This window comes from Arthrobacter sp. SAFR-179 (assembly GCF_059414945.1).
In genome coordinates this window covers 748,152-770,911 of sequence record NZ_JBPFDM010000001.1, presented here as the reverse complement: position 1 = coordinate 770,911, position 22,760 = coordinate 748,152, and the positions used below count along the sequence as shown (strand labels likewise).

Genomic DNA, 22,760 nt, shown 5'->3' with positions numbered 1-22,760 from the left:
TATGCCGTAATTGTTGCCACGGGAATACTGCTTTTCCCGTATATCGACCTGACCATTACCAGGCCGTTCCCTGTTGTTGCAGCGTCAGGTCACCAGTTTGCGGACCAGACGCGCCCCCTGCGCCAGGGAAAGTCCGGGCAGGTACGCACGGGTCAGCGCCCTGCCGATGGCCGGTAGATGGAGCGGGTCCTGGTAATACAGGTAGAGGGCGCGGTACTCCGGCTTGAACCGGGACTTGAAGGCCGCCAGGGAGCGGAAACCGTAGACCGGCTCAAGTGCGTGGCCCACCAGGTCCAGGATCCTGACCAGGTTCTGCGCGCCCTCATCGGCTGCCTCCTGCCCTGCGTCACCGGCCCCACCGATTCCTTCGGTGCCTGTGCCCTCTGCGCGTGTTCCCCGATCCGGCGGGCCATCAGGCCGGCTGGCCAGCGGCGACCCCGACAGCGAGATGACGTCCACCGATCCCCGCAGTTCCAGCACGGCGGAGGCAATCAGGAATTCCATCACCCCTGGAAATCCCTCACTCCCGCGGCGCATGACGTCCAGCGTCCTGCTCACCAGCCGCCCGCCGTCGTACACCGGCAGCCAACTGGTCACGCCGTGGACGGCACCGCTGCCGTCCACGGCGAGGCAGCACAGGACTTCCTCGTCGTCGAGCTCGTCCACTCCCCCCAGCGTGAAGCCCATCTCCGGAACGGACTTGCCGGCCGCCCATTCCTCGGACACTTCGTTCAGCCGTGACCGGAGCGTTGCGGGCAGCGAATGGTAGGAACCCCAGACCGCATGCACCCCCAGCTTCGAGGCGCGGTTGAGGGCGGTCCTGACGTTCTGCCATTCCTTGCCCTTGAACTCCAGCTCGTTCAGCGCCAGCCTGGTCTCCTGGGCGACGGCCACGCGGGAAAAGCCGCGTTCCCTCAGCATGGGCCACATGGAGTCGTCACAGGAATACAGCGCCGGTATCAGGGCCTGGCTGCGGCAGTAGTCCAGGAAGTCTTCGGTCACCCGCTGCTCCCCCTTGCGGTCACCGAACGCGCCGCCCAGGGTCAGGGCCACGGTCCCGTGCTGCTGGAAAGCCATGCCGCCTGCCCCGTCCGGGCTGAACCAGTACGTGTTGGGCTCCCAGAGGGACATCCAGGACAAGGGGCCGCCGCCTTGGTGGAGCAGCTCACGGGCACGGCTGCGGTCCTGCCGCCCGAAGTGGAGGCCGTGATGCCGGCCCACCAGCACCCATAACACCGCCGCCAGGGCGACGAGCCAGAACACCGGCCCCGAGTAGGCGAACAGCAGGGCTTCGGCACTGTCGCGTTCGGGGAAGACCCGGCGGAACTGCTGCGGAATCGGCACCGGGACGTACTGCCGGGCCAGCTCGGCGAAAAGACCCAGCAGCCCGCCGTCACGGGACAGCCCGCCGGACCAGAACCAGGCCACGGTATAGGAACCGGCCAGGACAAGCCAGGTTCCACAGACAACAACCCCGAGCGTGCGCCGGGCCCCGGGACGCGTCTGCACGCGGAACTGCCGCCGGTTCAGCCACAGGACCACCGCCAGCAGCAGCGGGACACCCACGAGCGGCAGCACATGGGCGAAGGCGGAGGACATTGGGGTTGCGTGGGTACCCTGCAGGCGTGAGGGAACAAGGGCGAACAGGGCAAGGTAGACCGCCGCGAGGGCGGTGACAGCCAGCTGGATGGCCAGCGCAATGTTCAGGGCCAGCCGGCGCCCCCGGCGCATGCCGTCCGCGCAGATCAGCAACAGGATGACCGGCACCACGGCCAGCGCCAGGCCGAAGGGCCCGGCAAACCCTGCCCTTCCCGTTTCCAGGCAGGTCGCGTCAACGGTGGCGCCGCAGTTGAAAATCAGTTGATTCAGCGTGGGCATCGGGCTCAGCACCACATCCCGCAACAGGGCCAGCGGGCCGGTTGGGGCGCGGGTGATTCCCGTCAGGATGGGCCCCACCGCAAACACGGCAACGGTGAGGGCCAGGAGGTTCCTGGTTTCCCGTCCCGTGGACCGGTGACGGTGAAGCCGCCCCTGGTCCCCCTGGATCCACCAGCCTGCGAGAAGGCCCAGCAGGGCGCCGATGAGGCCAATGACGGTTTCGGCGTGCCCCACATAGAGGACCAGCAGGAGGGACGTGGTCAGCACCACGGTGCGGAGCCGTCGCTGCCACAGCAGTGTGATCCGGCCACTGGCCGCCAGGCCGGCGGTGAGCACCGGGGCGTACGGGCCGATGAGCCTGTCATCCACCATCGCGTCCAGCCAGCCGTCGCCCACGTACCCGGCCAGCTGGGTCACCAGGAGGAACACCGTGACGGCCGCGAACTGCCCGCCAAAGAACAGTCCGACGGCGGCCCGTCGGCCTAGCCTGCGCTCCGCCAGGCCCAGCAGCAGCACGATCATCAGCGACGCCGCAAGGTACGCGAGGGGGTTGGTGGCGAAGAAAAGGCTGGTGAACAGCGTCCACCACTGCCCGCTGCGCAGGCCGGGGCCGCTGGCGGATGCCAGTCCCAGGAGCTGTTCCGGCGGCCCGTCGAGGAAGCTTCCGGTCAGCGCCGCGGCGGCAAGGAAGGTAACAAGCACGCCCAGGGTGAAGGGCATGGACTTCAGCGCCAGCAGCGCCTGCCGGACTGCAGGGCGTCCGACGGCGGCCCACATCAGGACGGCGGTACGGTCGGGGTTCCTGGTGCTCACCACTCCAGCCCCCACTGGGTGCCAAGGAACTGCAGGGCATCCGCGAACCGCTTGGACGAGGTGTCCCAGGAGTGGCCGGTGTGCTCCACCTCGTGCGCCTGCACGGTGAAGCCAGCAGCCTCTGCCGCATTGGCCAGCGTGTGGAGGTTCGCCACGAACTCGGGGTCGTTCAGGCCTGCCGTGAGGTACATGCCGCTGGACTCAAACCGTTGGTGTTTCATGATCTCCAGTGGAGTCTGCCTGGTGAATTCATCAGGGTTGCCCGGAAAGGCTGCGTCGATGGTCTTCTGCCGTTCCTTGGCGATGGCGGGCTCGGCCTCACTCGAAAAGGCGAGCACGTCGGCGTAAATGTCCGGATGCCTGGTCCCCATCTGCACGGCGCAGGTGCCGCCAAAGGAAAACCCGCCTATGGCCCAGTGGCTGTGGCTGGTATCCACGGCGAGGGTGGAACCGATCCACTGCGGCACATCCCGGGCGAGGTAGGTGTCCGCGTTGGCAATGCGGCTGTCCATGCACATGGTGTTGGCAGACTGGGAGCCGTTGGGATCCGGGATGACCACCACCGGGGACACCCCGCCGTGTGCAGCGGCAAAGGAATCCATATGGCCCCGGATGGCTCCGCCGGTAAGCCAATCCGCGGGCCCTCCCGGCTGGCCGGCCACCAGGACCAGTACCGGCAGTGCAGGGCGGTTCGCGGCAAAATAGGCCGGGGGAAGGTAGATGTAGGCGTCACGGGTGTTCATTCCGGACAAGGTCCCGGGGATTGTGGACTTCCGCAGGACTCCCCCGGCCGGCAACTCCCCCTCCGGCTTCCAGCCTTGGAGCGGTACGCCGTCGGACTGGCCCGGCAGGCGCATGAGCTTCTGTTCGAGGACCGGGATGCGGGCCTGGGCCGTGCCGAGCAAATCGCTGACTGTCCTGTTCAGCCCAAAATACGCGTTGATTTGCACCGCCGAGAGCAGCACCACCAGCAATGCGGCGAGGATCCCTCCCCCGCGTGCGCCCCAGCTTGTCCGCGGCAGCCGGAACAGGCCCAGGACGATAGCCGCCACGCCGGGCACCAGCCACAGCAGCACGGGGTCCGGCAGGTCCTCGGGAAAGGTGGTGAAAACATTGATCAGCGCCCAGTGGACGGTCCCAACCAGGGCAAAGGCAGCTGCCGCTGCGGCCAGGATGCGGGACGACCATGCCCTGGCCCGGTGCCCCGGCGTCATGGAGGCGCGCCAGGGCGGCACCAGGAGCCAGGCTGCGCCGCCCGCTCCCAATACCAGGACGGTTCCATACAAGGGACCGTCCGTGAGCCGGATGTCTGAAAGCCAATCCACGTCGGCTAGCGCCAGGTCCCCACGCCTATCACCGGACCTGCTTCCAGCCAGGATGAAAGACCCGTGTAGGCGTCGAACCTCATGGCAAGGTGCAGGTCCTGCCCCTCATAGCGCAGTTCAACGATCACCACGTCCGGCTGGACCTTGACGGCCTCAGCCTCCGTAGGTTTCCGCCGGCCCAGCAGCTCCAGGGAACTGCGCTTGAACGTGTACTTGGGGCGGACGCTCAGGGAGATGAGCCTGAACCATTCCAGGTCATTGTCCTGATAACGACAAACCCCCATTTGCCAGCTGTTTCCAGCCAAGCGAATGGAGGCGTCCACCGTGCCGAGGGCACGCCGCAGGTTGAAGCGGCGCACCCCCGAAAGGCACAGTGCAATAATCAGCAATCCGAAGGCGATTGCCAGTGCGATGAACGGAATACCAAGAGCGTCCATCAAGGTCGTGCTAGCGGATCCCAGCGGTAGCCGAGCCGCCCATCTGGGCATTGTCGGCAACGATCACCACGCGGTTGTTGTCAACGGAGAAGAACCCGCCGTCCACATCCACCGCAATACGGTCCCCGGACACCGGCTGGATGGCCAGTTCACCCTCGGCCAGGATCGCCAGCAGGGGCGAGTGGCCGGGCAGGATTCCGATTTCACCATCGCTGGTGCGGGCCTTGACCATCTTGGCCGCTCCGGACCACACGAAGTGGTCCGCTGCGACAATCTCAACCTCAAGCTCAGCCATATTACTTGGTCTGTTCCTGGATCTTGGCCCACTGGCGCTCAACGTCATCGAGGCCGCCGACGTTGAAGAACGCCTGCTCCGCGATGTGGTCCAGCTCGCCGTCGCAGATGGCTGCGAAGCCCTCAACGGTGTCCTTGATGGAAACCGTGGAGCCCTCGACGCCCGTGAACTGCTTGGCGGTGTAGGTGTTCTGCGAGAGGAACTGCTGGATGCGGCGTGCACGCGACACGACGATCTTGTCTTCTTCAGAAAGTTCATCGACACCGAGGATGGCGATGATGTCCTGGAGTTCCTTGTTCTTCTGCAGGATCTGCTTCACACGGACTGCCGTGTTGTAGTGGTCCTGTCCGATGTACTGGGGGTCCAGGATGCGGGAGGTGGACGTCAGCGGGTCAACGGCCGGGTACAGACCACGGGAGGCGATTTCACGGGAAAGTTCCGTGGTCGCGTCGAGGTGTGCGAAGGTCGTGGCCGGAGCCGGGTCGGTGTAGTCATCTGCGGGGACGTAGATGGCCTGCATCGAGGTGATGGAGTGGCCCTTGGTGGAGGTGATGCGCTCCTGCAGGAGGCCCATCTCATCCGCCAGGTTGGGCTGGTAGCCCACGGCCGAAGGCATGCGGCCCAGCAGGGTCGAGACCTCGGAACCAGCCTGGGTGAAGCGGAAGATGTTGTCGATGAAGAGCAGCACGTCCTGGTTCTGCACATCGCGGAAGTACTCCGCCATGGTCAGTGCGGACAGGGCCACGCGCAGACGCGTTCCCGGCGGCTCGTCCATCTGGCCGAAGACAAGGGCCGTGTCCTTGAGGACGCCCGCCTCTTCCATTTCAACCCAAAGGTCATTACCTTCACGCGTGCGCTCACCCACACCGGCGAAGACGGAGGTACCACCGAAGTTGCGTGCAACACGGGTGATCATTTCCTGGATCAGAACGGTCTTGCCCACGCCGGCACCGCCGAACAGGCCGATCTTTCCACCCTTGATGTACGGGGTGAGGAGGTCGATGACCTTGATGCCGGTTTCCAGCATCTCGGTGGAGCCTTCGAGTGAAGCGAAGCTCGGTGCCTTGCGGTGGATGGGCCAGCGTTCGCTGATCTCCAGTTCCGACTCGGCAACGTCCAGGGGCTGGCCCAGAACGTTGAAGATGTGGCCCTTGACGCCGTCGCCAACCGGGACGGAAATCGGGGCACCGGTGTCCACCACGTTGGTGCCGCGGACCAGGCCGTCGGTCGCCTGCAGCGAGATCGCGCGAATGAGGTTGTCGCCGAGGTGCAGCGCAACTTCGAAGGTGATGGTCTTGGTTTCACCGTTGAGAGTGATCTCGGTGGTGAGGGCGTTGTAGATTGACGGGATTGCGTCAGCCGGGAATTCGACGTCGACAACCGGGCCGATTACGCGCGCAATACGGCCGGTTGCACCGGACGTTGCGGCTACGTGTTCGGTAGCAGTGGCAGTCATCTCTCTCACTTCATTCAGTAGATGGCGTGGGGTTAAGTCTATCTGTGGTGGTGCTGGTTACGCGGAACCGAGACGGTGGAGGCTACGACGCGAGGGCGTCGGCACCGGCAACAATCTCGGAGAGTTCCTGCGTGATTTCGGCCTGGCGGGCCGTGTTGCGCAGACGCGTGTACTTCTTGATCAGGTCCGTCGCGTTGTCGCCTGCGGACTTCATCGCCCGCTGGCGGGCGGCGAGCTCGGAAGCTGCTGCCTGCAGCATGGCTGCGAAGATACGGGATTCGATGTAGCGCGGGAGCAGGGCGTCAAGAACACGCTCCGTTTCCGGCTCGAACTCGTAAAGCGGCAGGAGATCCGATTCGGACGCGGCCTGCTCTTCGACAACTTCAAGCGGGAGCAGGCGGATGACCGTCGGCTCCTGGGTGACCATGGACTTGAAGCGGGTGTAGACAACGTGGATTTCATCCACGCCGCCGTCTTCGAAGTCGGTGGCAAATTCGGCAAGCAGCGCTTCGCCGATTTCCCGGGCGGTTGCGAACTCTGGTGCGTCGGTTCCTCCGGTCCAGACCCGCGCGTACTGCCGGTTCCGGAAATCGAAGTAGGCCTGGGCCTTACGGCCCACGACGTAGGTTTTGACTTCCTTGCCTTCGGCGTGGAGCAGCTCGTTGAGACCTTCCGCCTGCTTGAGGACGCTGGCGGAATAGGAACCTGCCAAACCGCGGTCCGAGGTAATTACCAGGACGGCGGCGCGGCGGATCTGCTCCGGCTCAGTGGTCAGCGGGTGGTCGATTTCGCTTTGGCTGGCGACAGCAGAAACGGCGCGCGTAATCGCGTTCGCGTAAGGCAGTGAAGCTGCTACGCGCGCACGGGCCTTCCCGATGCGCGAGGTAGCGATCAGTTCCATCGCCTTGAAGATCTTGCGCATCGACGTGGTCGAGCTGATCTTCTGGCGGTAGACCCGGATCTGGGCTCCCATACTTATCCTTTCCTAACATTCCGTAGCCTGGTGTGCCGGACCGTTTGGCCCGGCACACCAGGCGGTGCGGAACTAGCGCTTCTGCTTGACGATCTTTTCCTGGTCGACTTCGCCCTCGGAGATGGCGTCATGCTCCTCGTGGCCGGCGCCTACCAGGTGGTTGTCACCCTCGCCGAAGAAGCCCTTCTTGAAGTCCACGATCGAGGACTTCAAGGCAGCCACGGTGTCATCGTCCAGCACGTTGGTCTGGGCCAACGTGGTCAGGATCGAGGACTTGTGGCGCAGGTGCTCCAGGAACTCGGACTCAAAGCGGCTGATGTCCTCCACCGGAACGTCGTCCAGGTAGCCGTTGGTGCCGGCCCAGATGGACACAACCTGGTCCTCGACCGGGAACGGCGAGTACTGGCCCTGCTTGAGCAGTTCCATCAGGCGGGCGCCACGGGTCAGCTGCTGGCGGGATGCTGCGTCCAGGTCGGATGCGAACATCGCGAACGCCTGCATGTCGCGGTACTGGGCCAGGTCCAGCTTCAATGTTCCGGAGACCTTCTTCATGGACTTCACCTGGGCGGCACCGCCAACGCGGGACACGGAGACACCCACGTCAACAGCGGGACGCTGGTTGGCGTTGAAGAGATCGGACTGCAGGAAGATCTGGCCGTCCGTGATGGAGATGACGTTGGTCGGGATGTAGGCGGACACGTCGTTCGCCTTGGTCTCGATCAGCGGCAGGCCCGTCATGGAGCCGGCACCGAGCTCGTCGGAGAGCTTGGCACAACGCTCCAGGAGGCGGGAGTGCAGGTAGAAGACGTCGCCCGGGTAGGCTTCGCGTCCCGGCGGGCGGCGCAGCAGCAGCGACACGGCGCGGTAGGCTTCGGCCTGCTTGGACAGGTCATCGAACACGATGAGGACGTGCTTGCCGCCGTACATCCAGTGCTGGCCGATGGCCGAGCCTGCGTACGGAGCCAGGTACTTGAACCCTGCGGGGTCGGAGGCGGGAGAAGCCACGATGGTGGTGTACTCCAACGCGCCGTTGTCCTCGAGGGTCTGGCGGATGGCGGCAATGGTGGACGCCTTCTGCCCGATGGCGACGTAGATGCAGCGCACCTGCTTGGTTACATCGCCCGAAGCCCAGTTGGCCTTCTGGTTGATGATGGTGTCGATCGCGATGGCGGACTTACCGGTCTGGCGGTCACCAATGATGAGCTGGCGCTGGCCGCGGCCGATCGGGATCATGGCGTCGATCGCCTTGAGGCCGGTCTGCATCGGCTCGTGCACCGACTTGCGCTGGGTCACGCCGGGAGCCTGGAGCTCCAGTGCGCGGGTGGTCTCGGCCTTGATCTCGCCGAGGTCGTCGATGGGCATGCCCAGCGGGTCAACGACGCGGCCCAGGAAGGCGTCGCCCACGGGGACGGACAGAACCTGTCCGGTGCGGTGCACTTCCTGGCCTTCTTCGATGCCGGTGAAGTCACCGAGGACGATGACGCCGATTTCGCGGACGTCGAGGTTCTGGGCGAGGCCCAGGGTGCCGTCCTCAAAACGCAGCAGCTCGTTCGCCATGACCGAGGGAAGGCCCTCAACACGGGCGATGCCGTCACCAGCGGTAGTTACGCGGCCGACCTCTACGCGCTCTGCGTTTCCGGGTTCGTAGGACGCCGCGAACTCGTTCAGCGCATTACGGACGTCGTCGGCGTTGATGGTCAATTCGGCCATCTGCAGTCCCTGCTCTCCTGTTTGTGGTCACCGCAATCGGTGACCGGGGTTTCTATCAGTTTGTTGTGCTTGTCCGGCTAGCCGGCCAGCTGGCGCTGCAGTTCGCCCAGCTTGGTGAGGACCGAAGCGTCAAGCACTTCGTCACCGACCTGGACGCGAATGCCGCCAATGAGTGCCGGGTCAACATTGACGTTGACCTTCAGTTCCCGTCCGTACAGGGCATTCAGGCCGGCCTGCAGGCGGGCGAGCTGCGTCTGGGTCAAAGGACGGGTCACGCTGACCGTTGCAATCCAGCGCTGCTGCCGCTTGGCTGCCAGCTCGGCAAACCGCTCAACAAGCCGGGTGGGCTTGATGCCACGGGGCTGGGTCACAGCCTGCGCAATGAGGACTTTGGCTTCCTCACTGGCAGCGGGCACAAGCTTCTCGGCAAGCGCAACCTGGGCTGCACTGCTGGCCTGTGGTTCGGACAGAGCACGTTGTACCTCATGGCTGGAGGCAACAGCCTGGTTGAAGGAGAACAGATCGTTCTCCAGCTCTTCCAGGCCAGTGATTCCGGAGGCAGAAACGGCCGACTTGTTTTCAGCAACGGAAATGACCACCGTTGCGGCAAGAGTCTCGAGTGCATCGCCGATATCACGGGCGTTTGCCCAGCGTGAGCTGGCCAGTCCGCCTGCGATGTCTGCAGCATCAGCGGAGACTTTCCCGCCAACCAGCTGCTTGACCAGCGCCGACTTTTCGTCACCGTTGCGGGACGGGTCAGTCAGGGCGCGGCGCAAGCCAGCCGAGCTGTCCACCATTCCCAGAATTCCGAAGAGTTCCTTTGCCAGCTGCAGCGACGCCGTCGGAAGCTTTGCTTCCAACTCCGCCAGCGCTGTTGCCAGCGATTCGCTCGATACGCCTGCCATTACTTAGCTGCACCTGCGTTCTGGGACTCCAGATCTGCCAGGAAACGGTCCACGACCCGTGCTGCGCGCTCATCGTCGTTGAGCGATTCGCCCACGATGCGGCCGGCAAGGGTGGTGGCCAGGGTGCCCACCTCAGAGCGCAGCGACACAACGGCCGCCTGGCGCTCGGATTCGATCTGTGCGTGGGCCTGCGCTGTGATGCGGGCAGACTCGACTGCAGCCTTCTCCTTGAGATCCGCAAGGATCTGTGCACCTTCGGCGCGGGCTTCCTCACGGATGCGGTTGGCTTCGGTGCGGGCGTCGGTCAGCTGCTGCTTGTACTCTTCGAGTGCAGCAGACGCCTCAGCCTGTGCCTTTTCAGCCTTGGCGATGCCGCCTTCGATGGCCTCGGCACGCTCCGCGAAGGTCTTCTCGAACATCGGGACAACAAACTTGACCACGATGAACAAGAGGATGAGGAAGCCCACGAGGACAACGCCCATTTCCCAGAGGTTGGGCATGAGGGGGTTGACTTCGCCCTCAGTGGCGGCTGAGATGATCAGCTGATTCATATTTCACCCGTCCTTTTCTACTCGGTTCTGAAAGTTCGCTTCGCTCTAGGACTAGAGAACGAAGGCGAAGACCAGGCCGAGGATGGCAAGGGCTTCGGTCAGCGCAAGGCCAAGGAACGCGATCGGCTGCAGGACACGCTGTGCTTCCGGCTGGCGTGCAACGCCGTTGATGTAGGCAGCGAATACGAGGCCAACACCGATACCACCGCCGATTGCGGACAGACCGTAACCTACGAGGTTGAGATTGCCTTCCATTTTTCTTCCTTTCAAGATGCCACCCATGTGGCAGGTTGTTTGGGTTGCTTCATCCCCGCGAGGGGAAGTCTGTGGTTGCCCCGAAGCTGCGCTTCGCCGGCGGGTGCCTAGTGGCTGTCGGCGTGCAGGGCGCCTTCGATGTAGATCGCGGTCAGCAGCGTAAAGACGTAGGCCTGCAGGACCATGATCAGGGCTTCAAGCATGTACATGGCGATGGCACCGGCGAGGACCAGGACCGAGGTGCCCTTCAGCAGGACGTTCTCCTGCATCACCAGGTATTCAATGCCGGATCCGGCAATCATCACGATCAGGTGGCCGGCAAGCATGGTGGCGAACAGACGGAGGCTGTGCGTCACGGGCCGGACGAGGAAGTTGGAGATGATCTCGATGGGGATCACGATCGGCAGGATGAACCACGGCACGCCCGAAGGGACGGTGGCCAGCTTGAAGTAGCGCAGGCCGTTCTTCTTGACGCCGATGGCGATCCAGGTGAAGTACACCAGGCCGGCCAGCACATACGCTCCACCCACGTGCGAGAACGTGGGGAGCTGGATCAGCGGGATGGCACCGTAGATGTTGTTGACCAGGATGAAGAAGAACAGGCTGAACAGGAGGGGAACATACTTGATGAAGTCCCTGCCGCCGATGATGTCCTTGGCAATTCCGTTGCGGACGAAGCCGTAGGCGGCCTCGCCGGCGAACTGGAGCTTGCCGGGTACCAGCTGCTGCTTGCGTGCAGCCAGCACGAAGAAGGTAGCGATAATTGCGACAGAGAGGAGGACCAGCAGCATCTGCTTGGAGAATCCTTCTGCGGCACCCCACGGCAGGATTGCCGGCAAATGCATTTCGTTAATACCAGGAGGAGTAAACTCTCCTGAATCTTGGGCCGGGAGCGCAAGCGCGATCAACGCGTTTCCTCTCTGCAGTGTCCATCATTGGGCGTTGGGCGGGGTCCGGCAGCATGAGCGCCTGCTGTTCCCCCTGTGAAATTATTTGGCACTATCTTTTCCGTCCTGGGACGGTGCGCTGGGAGCATGGCGCTCATCAGCATTTTTGCGGGAACTGGTGAGGCCGTGCATGTGGGAAAGGTAAAAACCTCCGACGGCTCCGAGCAGAGCGCCTGCGAGCACAATCCAGCGCGTTCCCCACAGATAATCCAGTCCCCACCCTATCAAACTCCAGACGATGATTCCGCCAACGATGTAGCTGAACACAGCTATTCCAGCGTTGTAGCCGCCGTCGGAGTTATCGTCCGAGACTCCCGGCGCGGATGCCCCGCGTGTGGTTGCGGAGCGGCCTGCCTGCGCATGTTTCCGTACGTTGCGCATAGGGTTATTCCTTCCCCTCAGGATCGTTGTAGATCTGGAGGCGCGCCCTGCTGAAGCCGTGGATCTCCGCGGCCTGCCACAGGACCACCGCAACAACGGCGCCAATGACGAACCAGCGTCCGTGGAGCCACTCCGGGGCGCCGATGACGAACAGGACGATCGCGAAGCCAACCACCTTGATGAAGTACGTGGCCACGAACATCCCGATCGCGCCGGACGGATTCCCACGTCCCACGAAGTGGCCGACCAGCAGGCTGATCCCGAAGAACAGCATGACCAGCAGGCCCCCGAGCAAACTGGAAGCCGCGCCGGCTGCTCCATTGAGGAGTCCGGCAGGAATGGCACACAGCGCAAGTCCGGCTGCAGCAGCAATTGAACTGCGCTTAAGCAGCTTCAGCCACAGCGAAGGGGTGGGACCGGAGGCGCCAACGGGTCCGTTGCCGGACGCAGGTCCGGACTCGGCGTTGGAGGTCATTCGATCCCAATCGTCGGCACCACATGGCAGCTGGCCAGGAGGCAGGGGGTGGAGTGGCAGCTTGGGCTGCCCCTAAATTCTACACGAGATAGAACAACCTTAAGTCACCGGCAGCCGCGTTACTTTGGACCGGCGCCGGTAGCGGCGGATCAGGTCCGGGCTGGCCAGGTACAGGGCAAGCACCAGCACGCTCGCGACGACGCACAGTGCCACAACACCCAGTTGGGCGGTGGCGGCCACAAAACCAAGGACAATCACGGCAAGGGTGCTCACGGTCACGGCAGCCGCCGACTGCAGGTGCGAGAAGCCGACGTCGGTAAGCCGCTGGTAGACGTGCTCGCGGTGGGATGCATACCAGCGCTCCCCCGCCTTGATCCGGCGCAGCAAGGTATATCCGGTATCTGCGGCATAGACCAGGATCGGCGAGAGGACGTACTCCACGTAGACCCCGCTGAGGAAGCCCGCCACTGCCAGGGCGGCAATTGACGCTCCCAGCAGGTAACTGCCGACGTCACCCAGGAAGACCGAACCCCGGCCCAGGTTCCACGGCAGGAAGCCGAGGAAGGACATCGCGAGCACGGCTCCGCCTGCGGTCAGCCAGGGTTGCGCAGAAAGCATTCCTGCTACCGCGTAGGCGCCCCCGGCGGTGACCCCGTGAAGTCCCGAGATGCCGTTGACGCCGTCCATGAAATTGGCGATGTTGACGTAGGCGGCAATCGCCAGGGCCCCGAGGGGCAGCCACCAGAACGATTGCCCGGTGAGGATGATCAGCACCGCGGACCCCGCGGCGCCGATTCCGAGCTGGGCCGCGGCGCGGCCCCGGATGGAAAGGCCGCGCAGGTCTTCAATCCAGCCGATGGCGGAGCAAGCGACAATGACGGCGAGCACGACCGCAGACACCGAGCGGTCCACCGTGACGACGCCGAGCAACAGGGCTGCCGCATAACCAATGACCGTTGCTGCGGCCGTGGCGACGCCCATTCCGCGTATGGTCACCTTGACGTGGGATGAACGTGCGGAAGGAACATCCACCACGCCCATCCGGACCAGCAGGGGCTTTACGGCAAAGGGAAACAGCAGGCTTGCCAGCAGGGTAACCGCGGCTACCAGGGCCAGGGGCATCATGACGCCACCCGGATCTCACCTGAGTCATCGGCCTCGTCGTCGGGGATGTCGCAGATGTGGAGGCCCTGTTCTGCCTCGCAGCGCGCCAGCCAGACGTTGAGGTCCAGCTTGTCCGGATCCTGCTCGGTGGCCCTGGTGTGTGAAATTTTCGGATGCAGCGGTCGCCGGTCCAGCTCACCGTTGCCCACCAGTTCCTCATGCAGCTTCTCCCCCGGCCGCAGGCCGGTGTAGATGATCTCCACGTCCTTTCCCGACATGGCAATCATCCGCTGGGCAACATCCAGGATCCGGACCGGTTCCCCCATGTCCAGGATCAGCACATCTCCGCCGGCACCAATGGCGCCGGCCTGGATCACCAGTTGGCAGGCCTCGGGGATGGTCATGAAGAACCGGGTGACGTCGGGATCCGTGACCGTGACGGGACCGCCAACGCGAATCTGTTCGGTGAAGAGCGGCAGCATGGAACCCCGGCTCCCCATCACGTTGCCGAAACGGACGGAGACGTACTTGCCGGCGGTCTGGCCTGCCATCCACGCGGTGAGTTTCTCGGCAACCCGTTTGGAGTGGCCCAGGGCCGTGGTGGGATTGGCGGCTTTGTCGGTGGAAATGTTTACGAAATGGGTGACGCCGGCGTGCTGGGCGGCACGCAGGACGTTCAACGTGCCGCAGACGTTGGTCTTCCAGGCTTCCACGGGGTACTGCTGGAGCAGCGGCGCGTGCTTGAGCGCAGCGGCGTGGAAGACCACCTGGGGGCGGCGGTCCTCGAAGATCTCCTTCAGGGCTTCGCCGTCACGGATATTCGCCAGCACAGTGTCCCTGTCCGCCAGCAGCCCCCGGCCGGTGATGGAGATCTGGGTCTGCTGCAGCCCGGTCTCGTCATGGTCCAGCATGATCAGTTCCGCGGGATGGAATTGCACGATCTGGCGGCAGAGCTCCGATCCGATGGAGCCTCCTGCCCCAGTGACCAACACCCGCTTGCCCTTGATGTACCCGGCAATCTCGTCGACCTCGATGTCCACGGGCCGCCGGCCGATCAGGTCCTCCACTGCCACGTCGCGGAAGTCGGAGAAACCCGCGGGTGCGCCGGTGCCCAGCATGTCCCGCAGCGGGGGCAGGACCAGTACGCGGACATTCAGGCCGGCCACGGCGTCCGAGATGCGGCGGACAACGCTGGCCTCCACGTTGGCGAAAGCCAGGACCAGTACCTTCGCCCTGGTGCGGCGGATGATGGCGGGCAGGTCATCGCCCCGGCCCTGGACCTGGACCCCGGAAAGCCGCAGGTGCTTTTTCGTGGGGTCGTCGTCTACGAGGCCTACCGGGAAATACGGCGAATCCGGGTCCTGCAGCATCCGGGTCACCAGGGAGTTGCCCAGGAAGCCGGCGCCGTAGACCAGGGTGTTTTGTGCCCCGTCCCCGGGCCGGGTCCTGCCCTCTACGTAGAGCCGTTTGGCGTAGCGGGCCGCGCACATGAAGAGGCAGGCGAAGGGGAAGGCGATCAGGCCCACGCTGCGGCCGATGTTGATCTCCGCGTAGATCACCAGCAGGCTGGCCGTGATGGTGGCGGCCACGATGACGGTGACGAAGACGAGGGCCCTGGCCTCCTGGAAGCTGCCGAAGGGGTACCTGCCCCGGTACAGGGCAAGGGAGTAGCCGGCCAGCATCTGGGCCACCACGGCGATGGCGGCGATGAGGGCGGCACCGGCGAATTGTTCCACCCGGATGCCCATCTCATAGCGCAGCAGCAGCGCCAGGCCGATCGCCACTACCCACGACATCGAGTCGAGGAAGAGCTGGATCCAGATCCAGAGGGCGGGCTTCTCGTCCCGTACGGCGGCAGGTGACCGCGTTTCTGATGTTGTACTCAACGAAGATGCAACCGACTTCCACTACCACGGCGGCCAGGCGCCTGTTTCAAAATATGCCGCCGCGAAAATTGTCGGACGGCGTCGGGGCTTAGCACGATACTAATCGCTTCGGCTTCCGCTGCCCGGATGTACCGGAAGCGGCGGCATGGGTTTCCAGCCGTTGTCCGCGAGGATACTCCGCGATTCATGCCATCCACGCCAGAGCGCACCGGCCCCTTTGAGGGTCCGCTCAACGAGGACCAGCCGGACAAGTTCCTTCAGGAAGGTCAGTGCGGTACCCACTGCGAAACCGGCGCGGTTGTATCTGCCGTAGGCCCGCAAATAGTGCGCCACGTGCCCGCGGTTGCGCATCACATAGCGCCGGCTCAGGTCGGACGAATCATTAAGGTGCCGCAGGCCCAGGTCCACCTGGCGCTGTGCCCGGACCTTCCTGATGACAAAGGCGTTGACGTACACCACCGGCGTCTTTTGAGCGGCAAGCCAGCCGTAGATGAGGTCGTCCCAGGTGATGAAGAACCGCGGGTCCGGCAAGCCGATGCTCCGGGCCACGGAGGCCTTGATCAGCATCCCTTCGAAGTTACCCACATTCGTGCGGAAGACGTCGGAGTGCCGGAACACGTCGCGGGAGACCGGGAGGAAGATGCCCAGTGCCTCGACGAAGTGGTGCTGCCAGAAGAACGGTTTGCCGTTGGCGTCGTAGCGCCGGCCGATCATGCACGAGTAGTCCGGGGTGAACCTGTCCAGTGCCTCCACGGCACCCGGAAGCACCTCCACGTCGTCGTCCATCAGCCACAGCCATTCGGCGCCGGACTCCAGCGCCAGTTCCACGCCCCGGGAGAATCCGCCGGCCCCGCCGACGTTCCGGTCGAGCCGTTCGTACTGGATGGGTGGTCCGCCGTCGGCGGCCGCCCGCGCTACGACGTCGGCTGTATGGTCGGTGCTGGCGTTGTCCACGACAAGGATCCGCGCCGGTGCGGAGCTGAGCTGCGCGAAGGATGCCAGCAGGTTGCGCAGGAAGTCGGCGCGGTTATACGTGACGACGACGGCGTACAGGTTTTCCACGTCGGCCTAGCTTTTGGAGGACGTCAGTTCCGCCGGCGAGCCGAAGCCCTTGCCGCGGAAGCCGGTGGAATAGGCCCTGAACCAGTGCGCCAGGCCTTTGAGGTCACCGGTTGTGAGGAAGTAGTAGGGGAAACCGACGATGTCGGCACTGAACCAGCGCAGGTTCCGGTACTTGCGGGTGAGGTAGCCGCGGTTCCGGAAATAGCAGTAGCGCTTGAACTCGCCCTCGGGGATGACGGGGGTAATGAACCCGCCGAACACCGGTTTCATCTCGGTCCAGGTGGCCGGGTGCTGCACAGCGACTGTGGCCAGGGTGCCGTATTTGAGCCCGGCTTTTTTCACCCGGGACAGGAAGTCCACTTCGTCACCGCGGATGAAGAACTTCACGTCCGGAATGCCGATCCGGTAAAAGACCTCGGTCCGGATCAACGCACCGTTGAAGAAGTGCACCATGTCCGGAAGGTAGCCCATCGGCGCCAGCCGTGACCGGTCATTGGTGAGCAGTCCGTTGATGCGGAAATTGAAAGACAGCCGGTTGGGGTCCGCCGTGGCCGCAACCAGCGGGCTGATGATGTCCAACTGGTGCTCCCCGGCCGTGCGGAGCAGCTCGGCCAGGCAGCTGGCGTCTTCGGGATGGCCGTCGTCGTCCATCATCCAGATCCACTCGGCGCCGCTGGCCATGGCCGCCAGGATGGCATAGGCAAAACCGCCCGCGCCGCCGAGGTTGGCATCGGAGCGCAGGTAGTTGATGTTCTGCGCTCCCCCTGCTTTGACCACGTCGGCGGCGGGTACGGTGCCGGAGTCCACCAGGGCGATCGAATGGATCGGGGCAGTCTGCCCGGCCAGCCCCTTCAGCAGCAGGGCAAGCTCCTCGTGGCGGTCGAAGGTTACGGCTGCCACGGCAACTTTGGGCTGCATGTCAGTTCCCTGCCTGGTTGTCGGTGGTGCTGATGGCACTGCTGCCCGCGGCGGAAGCGTCAGCGTCCGGGGTGGATGATGCAGCCTCCTCGACCTCCGGTGCGGCGGATACCTCCGGTTCCTCCTCAGCCATGGGGATTTCGCCCAGGCCCAGGACGCCCGGGACGTGCTCGCGCAACCGGTCCAGGCTCACTGCCCCGTTGCGCACCACGCGCAGGATGGGGCCGGTGGCGTCCACGATGGTGGACGGAACGCCGGCTTCACCCTCCAGCGGGCGGGGGCCGCCCTCCAGGTACACCTCCACCGAGTCGGCCAGCTGTTCCCGTGCCGCTGCAGCCGTCTGGGCCGGGGCCTGGCCCGTGCGGTTGGCCGAGGACACGGCCAATGGTCCTGTCAGGGTCAGCAGTTCCAGGGCCACCTCGTCGGCGGGCATCCGGAGGGCCACGGTGCCTTTGGTTTCGCCGAGGTCCCAGTCCAGCGAGGGCTGGGCGTGCAGGATCAGGGTCAGGCCGCCGGGCCAGAAGGCCTCCGCCAGTTTGCGGGCCTCGGCCGACACCTCGGTTGCCAGGCCGTCCAGTGCGTTAATGCGCGGAATCAGGACGGGCGGGGGCATGGTGCGGCTGCGTCCCTTGGACACCAGCAGCATGGTGACGGCCTGCGGCGAGAACGCATCTGCGCCGATGCCGTACACGGTGTCCGTGGGAAGCACGACGCACTTCTTTTCGCTGATGGCACGCTGGGCATGTTCCAGTCCCCGTGCCCGTTCGTCGTCAGTGGTGCAGTCATAAGTTGTGGTCACTGGCCCATTCTTTCATTCCGTATGGCCTGGTCCGCGAGCAGGGCACTGGTGGCGCGCTCCTTGCCGTTGAGGTCCAGGTGCGTCGTGATGGTTGTCCAGGATCCCGTCCTGGCAAGCATTGCGGCAATCCAGCCGGACTGGACTTCCGCGTGTTCCATGACGAAGTAGCCCCCTGGACGCAGCAGCCGGGCAGCGGAGGCGGCCGCCGCCGTCGGAAGTTCCATGCCGTCCGCTCCCCCGCCGTACAAAGCCTCCGGGGGATCGTGCAGGGCTACTTCGGGTTCGTTGGGGATGGCTTCGGCCGGGATGTACGGCGGGTTGGAAACCACGACGTCGACAGTTCCGTTGAGTTCCGGAAAGGCATCGCGCAGGTCCCCCAGGACAAGGTTGACGCCCAGGGGGGCCAGGTTTTTCGCTGCCCAGGCGTGCGCAAACGGGCTGAATTCGACGGCGTGCACCTCGGCGCCCGGCACTTCATGCGCCAGCGAACCGGCGATGGCACCGGAGCCCGTCCCGAGGTCCACGATCCGGGGGTGGGGCATGTCCTTGACGTGGTCGATGGCCAGCTGGACCACGGATTCGGTCTCCGGACGCGGGATGAATACCCCGGGCCCCACAGCCAGTTCCAGGTAGCGGAAGTGCGCCACGCCAGTGATGTGCTGCAGGGGGACCCTGCCGGCGCGCTCGGCCACGAGGGCTTCGTAGCCTTCGGGAGCAGGCGTATCACCCAGCATCATGGCGCGCAGGCGCCCGAGCCCCACGTTCAGCAGGTGGTCGGCGAGCAGTTCCGCGTCCACGCGCGGACTGGGTACGCCTGCCTCGGCCAGTATTGCCGCGGCCTCGCGGACCGCCGCGGCCAGGGACTGGGAAGGCGCCGCGGGGGCGGGCTCAGTCATGCGAAGCTCCCGGTCAGTCGCCGATGGCGTCCAGCCGCGCCTGCTCATCCATCTCGATGGCGGACTGGATCACCGGTTCGAGGTCCCCGTTCATGACCTGGTCAAGGTTGTAGGCCTTGTAGCCGGTGCGGTGGTCGGCGATCCGGTTTTCCGGGTAGTTGTAGGTCCGGATGCGCTCCGAGCGGTCCATGGTGCGGATCTGCGACTTGCGCTGGGCGGAATTCTCGGCGTCGATCTGCTCCTGCTGGTGGGCCAGGATGCGGGCGCGCAGGACGCGCATGCCGGCCTCGCGGTTCTGCAGCTGTGATTTCTCGTTCTGCATGGCCACCACGATCCCGGTGGGAAGGTGGGTGATGCGGACGGCGGAGTCCGTGGTGTTAACCGACTGCCCGCCGGGGCCGGATGACCGGTAGACGTCGATCTTCAGGTCGTTCTGGTTGATTTCGAGCTCTTCAGGCTCGTCCACTTCCGGCAGGACCAGCACGCCGGCGGCGGAGGTGTGGATGCGGCCCTGGGATTCCGTGACGGGGACGCGCTGGACGCGATGCACGCCGCCTTCGAACTTGAGCCGGGCGTAGACGCCCTCGGCGGGGTCGTTGGAGTTGCCCTTGACGGCCACCTGGACGTCCTTGTACCCGCCAAGGTCGGACTCGGTGGCGGAGATGATTTCAGTCTTCCAGCCGCGTGACTCCGCGTACCGGGTGTACATGCGCAGCAGGTCCCCGGCGAACAGGGCAGCTTCGTCGCCGCCTTCACCGCCCTTGACTTCAAGGATCACGTTGCGGGCATCGTCAGGATCGCGGGGAATCAGCAGGCGGCGAAGCTTGGCGGCAGCAGTCTCCAGTGCGGTTTCGAGTTCAGGCACCTCCGCAGCGAACTCAGGATCCTCGTCAGCCATCTCCTTCGCGGCAGCAAGGTCGTCCCGGATGCCTTCCCATTTGTGGTACGCCTCAACAATGCCATTAAGCTGAGCCGACCGCCGCCCCAGCTTCCGGGCAAGCCGCTGGTCAGCATAAACAGCAGGATCCCCCAGCTGCGCCTGGATAGCATCATGCTCATCAAGCAGGCCCTGTACGGACTCAAACATCTATAAACCTCTTTCGACTTGTACAAGTCTAGTAACAAACAAAACCGGGAAAGCGGCTGGTGACTTAACGACGAAGCCGCACGGATTTTTCCGCCCCGGGAGTGGCATCGGGCCTGCCGAAGCTGGGAGGCTGACGATCGAAGATCGAAAGCCTCCCAGCGTAGGGGCGGGGGCGGAAAAATCTGTGCGGCGTCAGCACCGGGGCAGCAGATCAGCCGCTCCCCAATGCGTTATTTGTCGTTATCCGACTTCGCACCAAGCGTCGTCTTCTGGACCTGCATGAGGAACTCGACGTTGCTCTGGGTTTCCCGGATCTTGTTGGTGAGCAGTTCAAGGCTCTGCTGGGTCTCGAGTCCGGAGAGGACGCGGCGCAGCTTCCACATGATCTTGACTTCTTCGGGCGAGAGCAGGTTCTCCTCGCGGCGGGTGCCGGAGGCGTTGACGTCCACGGCCGGGAAGATGCGCTTGTCGGCCAGCTGGCGGGACAGGCGGAGCTCCATGTTGCCGGTGCCCTTGAACTCTTCGAAGATGACCTCGTCCATCTTGGATCCGGTCTCCACGAGGGCGGTGGCCAGGATGGTGAGCGAGCCGCCGTTCTCGATGTTGCGGGCGGCACCGAAGAAGCGCTTGGGCGGGTACAGGGCTGCGGAGTCCACACCGCCGGACAGGATGCGGCCGGAGGCCGGTGCTGCCAGGTTGTAGGCACGGCCCAGGCGGGTCATGGAGTCCAGGAGGACCACCACGTCCATGCCCATTTCCACGAGGCGCTTGGCGCGTTCGATGGAGAGTTCGGCCACGGTTGTGTGGTCGTCGGCGGGACGGTCGAAGGTGGAGGCGATGACCTCACCCTTGACCGTGCGCTGCATGTCCGTCACTTCTTCGGGGCGTTCGTCGACCAGCACCATCATGAGGTGGACCTCAGGGTTGTTGGTGGTGATCGCGTTGGCGATGGACTGCAGGATGAGCGTCTTGCCGGCCTTGGGCGGGGAGACGATCAAGCCGCGCTGGCCCTTGCCGATGGGGGCAACGAGGTCGATGACGCGGGGACCGATCTTCTTGGGGTCGGTCTCCAGGCGCAGGCGCTCGGACGGGTACAGCGGAACCAGTTTGGCGAACTCTACGCGGTCCTTGAGCTCTTCCGGGGTCTTGCCGTTGACGGACGTCACGCGCACCAGGGCGTTGAACTTCTGGCGGTTGGACTGCTGGCTGCGGTCTTCGCCGTCACGGGGTGCGCGGATGGCACCGACCACAGCGTCGCCCTTGCGGAGGTTGTACTTCTTGACCTGGGCCAGGGAGACGTAGACGTCGTTGGGGCCGGGCAGGTAGCCGGAGGTGCGGATGAACGCGTAGTTCTCCAGGACGTCCAGGATGCCGGCGACGGGCAGCAGCACGTCATCCTCGGTGATCTCGACGTCGTCGACATCGGGGCCCTGGTTGCGGCCGCGGCGGCGGTCGTTGCGGTCGCGGAAGCGGTCGTTGCGGGAGTTGTCCCGGTCCTGGCCGCCGGAGCGGTCATTGCGGTCGTTCCGGTCGCGGCGGTTCCGGCGGTTCCGGCGGCTTCCGCCGTCGCTGTCGTCGTTGTCGCGGTTGTCCCGGCTGCCTTCACGCTGGCCGGCATCACGGCTGCCGCTGTTGTCACGGCCGCCGTCCGAGTCGCGGGAGGTGTTGTCGCGGCCGCGGGTCCGGCCGCCGTCGCGGCGTTCGGTGCGCTGGCCGGCGTCGCCCGTTTCAGTTGCGGGGGCTTCGGTACGCTGTTCGCCGGAACGCTGTTCCGTGGCGGGCTGCTCTGCCGGGGTTTCCGCCGGGGCTTCCTGGATGGCCGCGGCAGCAGCCTCGCTGCGGCGGCGGTTGCGGGTGCGGGGCTGGCGGCGCTCCTGGGCGCCTTCAGTTCCCTCCGTGGTTTCCGCGGGGGCGGCCGACGGCGACTCAACGGTTGCGCCGGAAGGCGCGGCAGCGGTTTCCGCGACGGGAGCTTCGGCAACCGGGGCAACCACACCGTCACTGACGGCGCGGCGGCTGCGGCCGCGTCCGCGGGCACGGGTACCCTCGGCGGCGGGAGCTTCGGCGGCCGGGGCCTCCGGAGCGGAAGCCGGTGCAGCTGAAGCCACGGCGGTTTGCGGAGCCTTTTCCGCTGCCTTTGCGGGGGCCTTGGCGGTGAGTGTTCCTGCACGGTGGGCGGAAATGGCCGAGACCAGATCCCCCTTGCGCATGCGGGATCCGCCTGAAATACCGAGCTGGCTGGCCAAGGCCTGCAGCTGGGCGAGCTTCAGGCCGGCGAGGCCGCTGCTCTTGGCGGTTGCGGCCGGTGATTCGGCAGCAGAAGTTGTGTGTTCCACAGCTGGCGACAGCTCAGTGGTTTCGGTCACGAAGGATCCTTCCCCCTCGACGGCGTCCAGACTGGGAGCTGGGCGCGATGATTTGATCTGGGCTGCAGTTCAGATCTGCAGCCGGGATTTCGGCCTTGCCGGTTGGATTTCGGCCAGCAGGGCCGGATACTGATTCACCTTGCGCTGCGCCCATGGCACAACGCCGGGCTGACGGTTCAGGGGCAGTTGAATGCTGCAGATTCCTGCGACAGACCAAGCAGGCGGCACCGGAATACATTCA

Annotated in this window: 21 protein-coding genes; all 21 read right to left on the bottom strand. The window is 64.8% G+C overall.

Going from position 1 to position 22,760, the window contains the following annotated elements:
- Nucleotides 1-84: 84 nt before the first annotated feature.
- Nucleotides 85-2,655 carry a phosphatidylglycerol lysyltransferase domain-containing protein gene (locus tag ACR65K_RS03735; RefSeq protein ID WP_440151465.1) on the bottom strand — a complete coding sequence of 857 codons (2,571 nt, stop codon included), beginning with the start codon at nucleotides 2,653-2,655 and terminating at the stop codon, nucleotides 85-87.
- A 32-nt stretch (nucleotides 2,656-2,687) separates the two neighbouring features.
- Complete coding sequence (locus tag ACR65K_RS03730; RefSeq protein ID WP_440151372.1) at nucleotides 2,688-4,016, bottom strand: alpha/beta hydrolase; 1,329 nt, start codon at nucleotides 4,014-4,016, stop codon at nucleotides 2,688-2,690.
- A 5-nt stretch (nucleotides 4,017-4,021) separates the two neighbouring features.
- Nucleotides 4,022-4,453 (bottom strand): DUF2550 domain-containing protein, encoded by a 432-nt coding sequence (locus ACR65K_RS03725; protein ID WP_440151371.1) that lies wholly within the window; start codon nucleotides 4,451-4,453, stop codon nucleotides 4,022-4,024.
- 10 nt (nucleotides 4,454-4,463) lie between these two features.
- The gene (locus tag ACR65K_RS03720) at nucleotides 4,464-4,748 is read right to left on the bottom strand and encodes a F0F1 ATP synthase subunit epsilon (RefSeq protein ID WP_056335099.1); all 285 of its coding nucleotides are present in this window, start codon (nucleotides 4,746-4,748) and stop codon (nucleotides 4,464-4,466) included.
- 1 nt (nucleotide 4,749) lies between these two features.
- On the bottom strand, nucleotides 4,750-6,204 hold the full coding sequence (gene atpD / locus ACR65K_RS03715) for a F0F1 ATP synthase subunit beta (protein WP_056335096.1): 1,455 nt from the start codon (nucleotides 6,202-6,204) through the stop codon (nucleotides 4,750-4,752).
- An 82-nt stretch (nucleotides 6,205-6,286) separates the two neighbouring features.
- Nucleotides 6,287-7,177 carry a F0F1 ATP synthase subunit gamma gene (locus ACR65K_RS03710; RefSeq protein ID WP_056335093.1) on the bottom strand — a complete coding sequence of 297 codons (891 nt, stop codon included), beginning with the start codon at nucleotides 7,175-7,177 and terminating at the stop codon, nucleotides 6,287-6,289.
- A 72-nt stretch (nucleotides 7,178-7,249) separates the two neighbouring features.
- A complete protein-coding gene (gene atpA / locus ACR65K_RS03705; RefSeq protein ID WP_056335091.1) occupies nucleotides 7,250-8,887 on the bottom strand; it encodes a F0F1 ATP synthase subunit alpha in 1,638 nt (545 codons plus the stop codon).
- 77 nt (nucleotides 8,888-8,964) lie between these two features.
- A complete protein-coding gene (locus ACR65K_RS03700) occupies nucleotides 8,965-9,792 on the bottom strand; it encodes a F0F1 ATP synthase subunit delta (RefSeq protein WP_056335089.1) in 828 nt (275 codons plus the stop codon).
- Nucleotides 9,792-10,343, bottom strand: a complete 552-nt coding sequence (locus ACR65K_RS03695) for a F0F1 ATP synthase subunit B (RefSeq protein WP_440151370.1) — start codon at nucleotides 10,341-10,343, stop codon at nucleotides 9,792-9,794. The genes ACR65K_RS03700 and ACR65K_RS03695 overlap by 1 nt, the downstream gene beginning before the upstream one ends.
- Nucleotides 10,344-10,394: 51 nt before the next feature.
- Nucleotides 10,395-10,598 (bottom strand): ATP synthase F0 subunit C, encoded by a 204-nt coding sequence (gene atpE, locus ACR65K_RS03690; RefSeq protein WP_009356484.1) that lies wholly within the window; start codon nucleotides 10,596-10,598, stop codon nucleotides 10,395-10,397.
- Nucleotides 10,599-10,705: 107 nt separating this feature from the next.
- Nucleotides 10,706-11,506: a F0F1 ATP synthase subunit A gene (atpB, locus tag ACR65K_RS03685; RefSeq protein ID WP_056335080.1), complete on the bottom strand. Its 801-nt coding sequence runs from the start codon at nucleotides 11,504-11,506 to the stop codon at nucleotides 10,706-10,708.
- Between the two features lie 81 nt (nucleotides 11,507-11,587).
- Nucleotides 11,588-11,926: an AtpZ/AtpI family protein gene (locus ACR65K_RS03680; RefSeq protein WP_440151369.1), complete on the bottom strand. Its 339-nt coding sequence runs from the start codon at nucleotides 11,924-11,926 to the stop codon at nucleotides 11,588-11,590.
- Nucleotides 11,927-11,930: 4 nt separating this feature from the next.
- A complete protein-coding gene (locus ACR65K_RS03675) occupies nucleotides 11,931-12,401 on the bottom strand; it encodes a Cg1360 family ATP-synthase-associated protein (RefSeq protein WP_440151368.1) in 471 nt (156 codons plus the stop codon).
- A 99-nt stretch (nucleotides 12,402-12,500) separates the two neighbouring features.
- Nucleotides 12,501-13,526, bottom strand: coding sequence for an MraY family glycosyltransferase (locus ACR65K_RS03670; RefSeq protein ID WP_440151367.1), 1,026 nt, complete (start codon nucleotides 13,524-13,526; stop codon nucleotides 12,501-12,503).
- Nucleotides 13,523-15,391: a polysaccharide biosynthesis protein gene (locus ACR65K_RS03665; RefSeq protein WP_440151366.1), complete on the bottom strand. Its 1,869-nt coding sequence runs from the start codon at nucleotides 15,389-15,391 to the stop codon at nucleotides 13,523-13,525. The genes ACR65K_RS03670 and ACR65K_RS03665 overlap by 4 nt, the downstream gene beginning before the upstream one ends.
- Before the next feature lie 99 nt (nucleotides 15,392-15,490).
- Entirely contained in the window at nucleotides 15,491-16,453 is a 963-nt protein-coding gene (locus tag ACR65K_RS03660) for a glycosyltransferase (protein WP_440151365.1), read from the bottom strand.
- Nucleotides 16,454-16,459: 6 nt separating this feature from the next.
- Nucleotides 16,460-17,371 (bottom strand): glycosyltransferase, encoded by a 912-nt coding sequence (locus tag ACR65K_RS03655; protein WP_440151364.1) that lies wholly within the window; start codon nucleotides 17,369-17,371, stop codon nucleotides 16,460-16,462.
- A 1-nt stretch (nucleotide 17,372) separates the two neighbouring features.
- Nucleotides 17,373-18,170, bottom strand: coding sequence for an L-threonylcarbamoyladenylate synthase (locus ACR65K_RS03650; RefSeq protein ID WP_440151363.1), 798 nt, complete (start codon nucleotides 18,168-18,170; stop codon nucleotides 17,373-17,375).
- Nucleotides 18,167-19,066 (bottom strand): peptide chain release factor N(5)-glutamine methyltransferase, encoded by a 900-nt coding sequence (gene prmC / locus ACR65K_RS03645; protein WP_056335058.1) that lies wholly within the window; start codon nucleotides 19,064-19,066, stop codon nucleotides 18,167-18,169. Before prmC ends, ACR65K_RS03650 begins: the two co-directional genes overlap by 4 nt.
- A 13-nt stretch (nucleotides 19,067-19,079) precedes the next feature.
- Nucleotides 19,080-20,153, bottom strand: coding sequence for a peptide chain release factor 1 (gene prfA, locus ACR65K_RS03640; protein WP_056335055.1), 1,074 nt, complete (start codon nucleotides 20,151-20,153; stop codon nucleotides 19,080-19,082).
- Nucleotides 20,154-20,383: 230 nt separating this feature from the next.
- Nucleotides 20,384-22,519 carry a transcription termination factor Rho gene (rho, locus tag ACR65K_RS03635; protein ID WP_440151362.1) on the bottom strand — a complete coding sequence of 712 codons (2,136 nt, stop codon included), beginning with the start codon at nucleotides 22,517-22,519 and terminating at the stop codon, nucleotides 20,384-20,386.
- Nucleotides 22,520-22,760 lie beyond the last annotated feature (241 nt).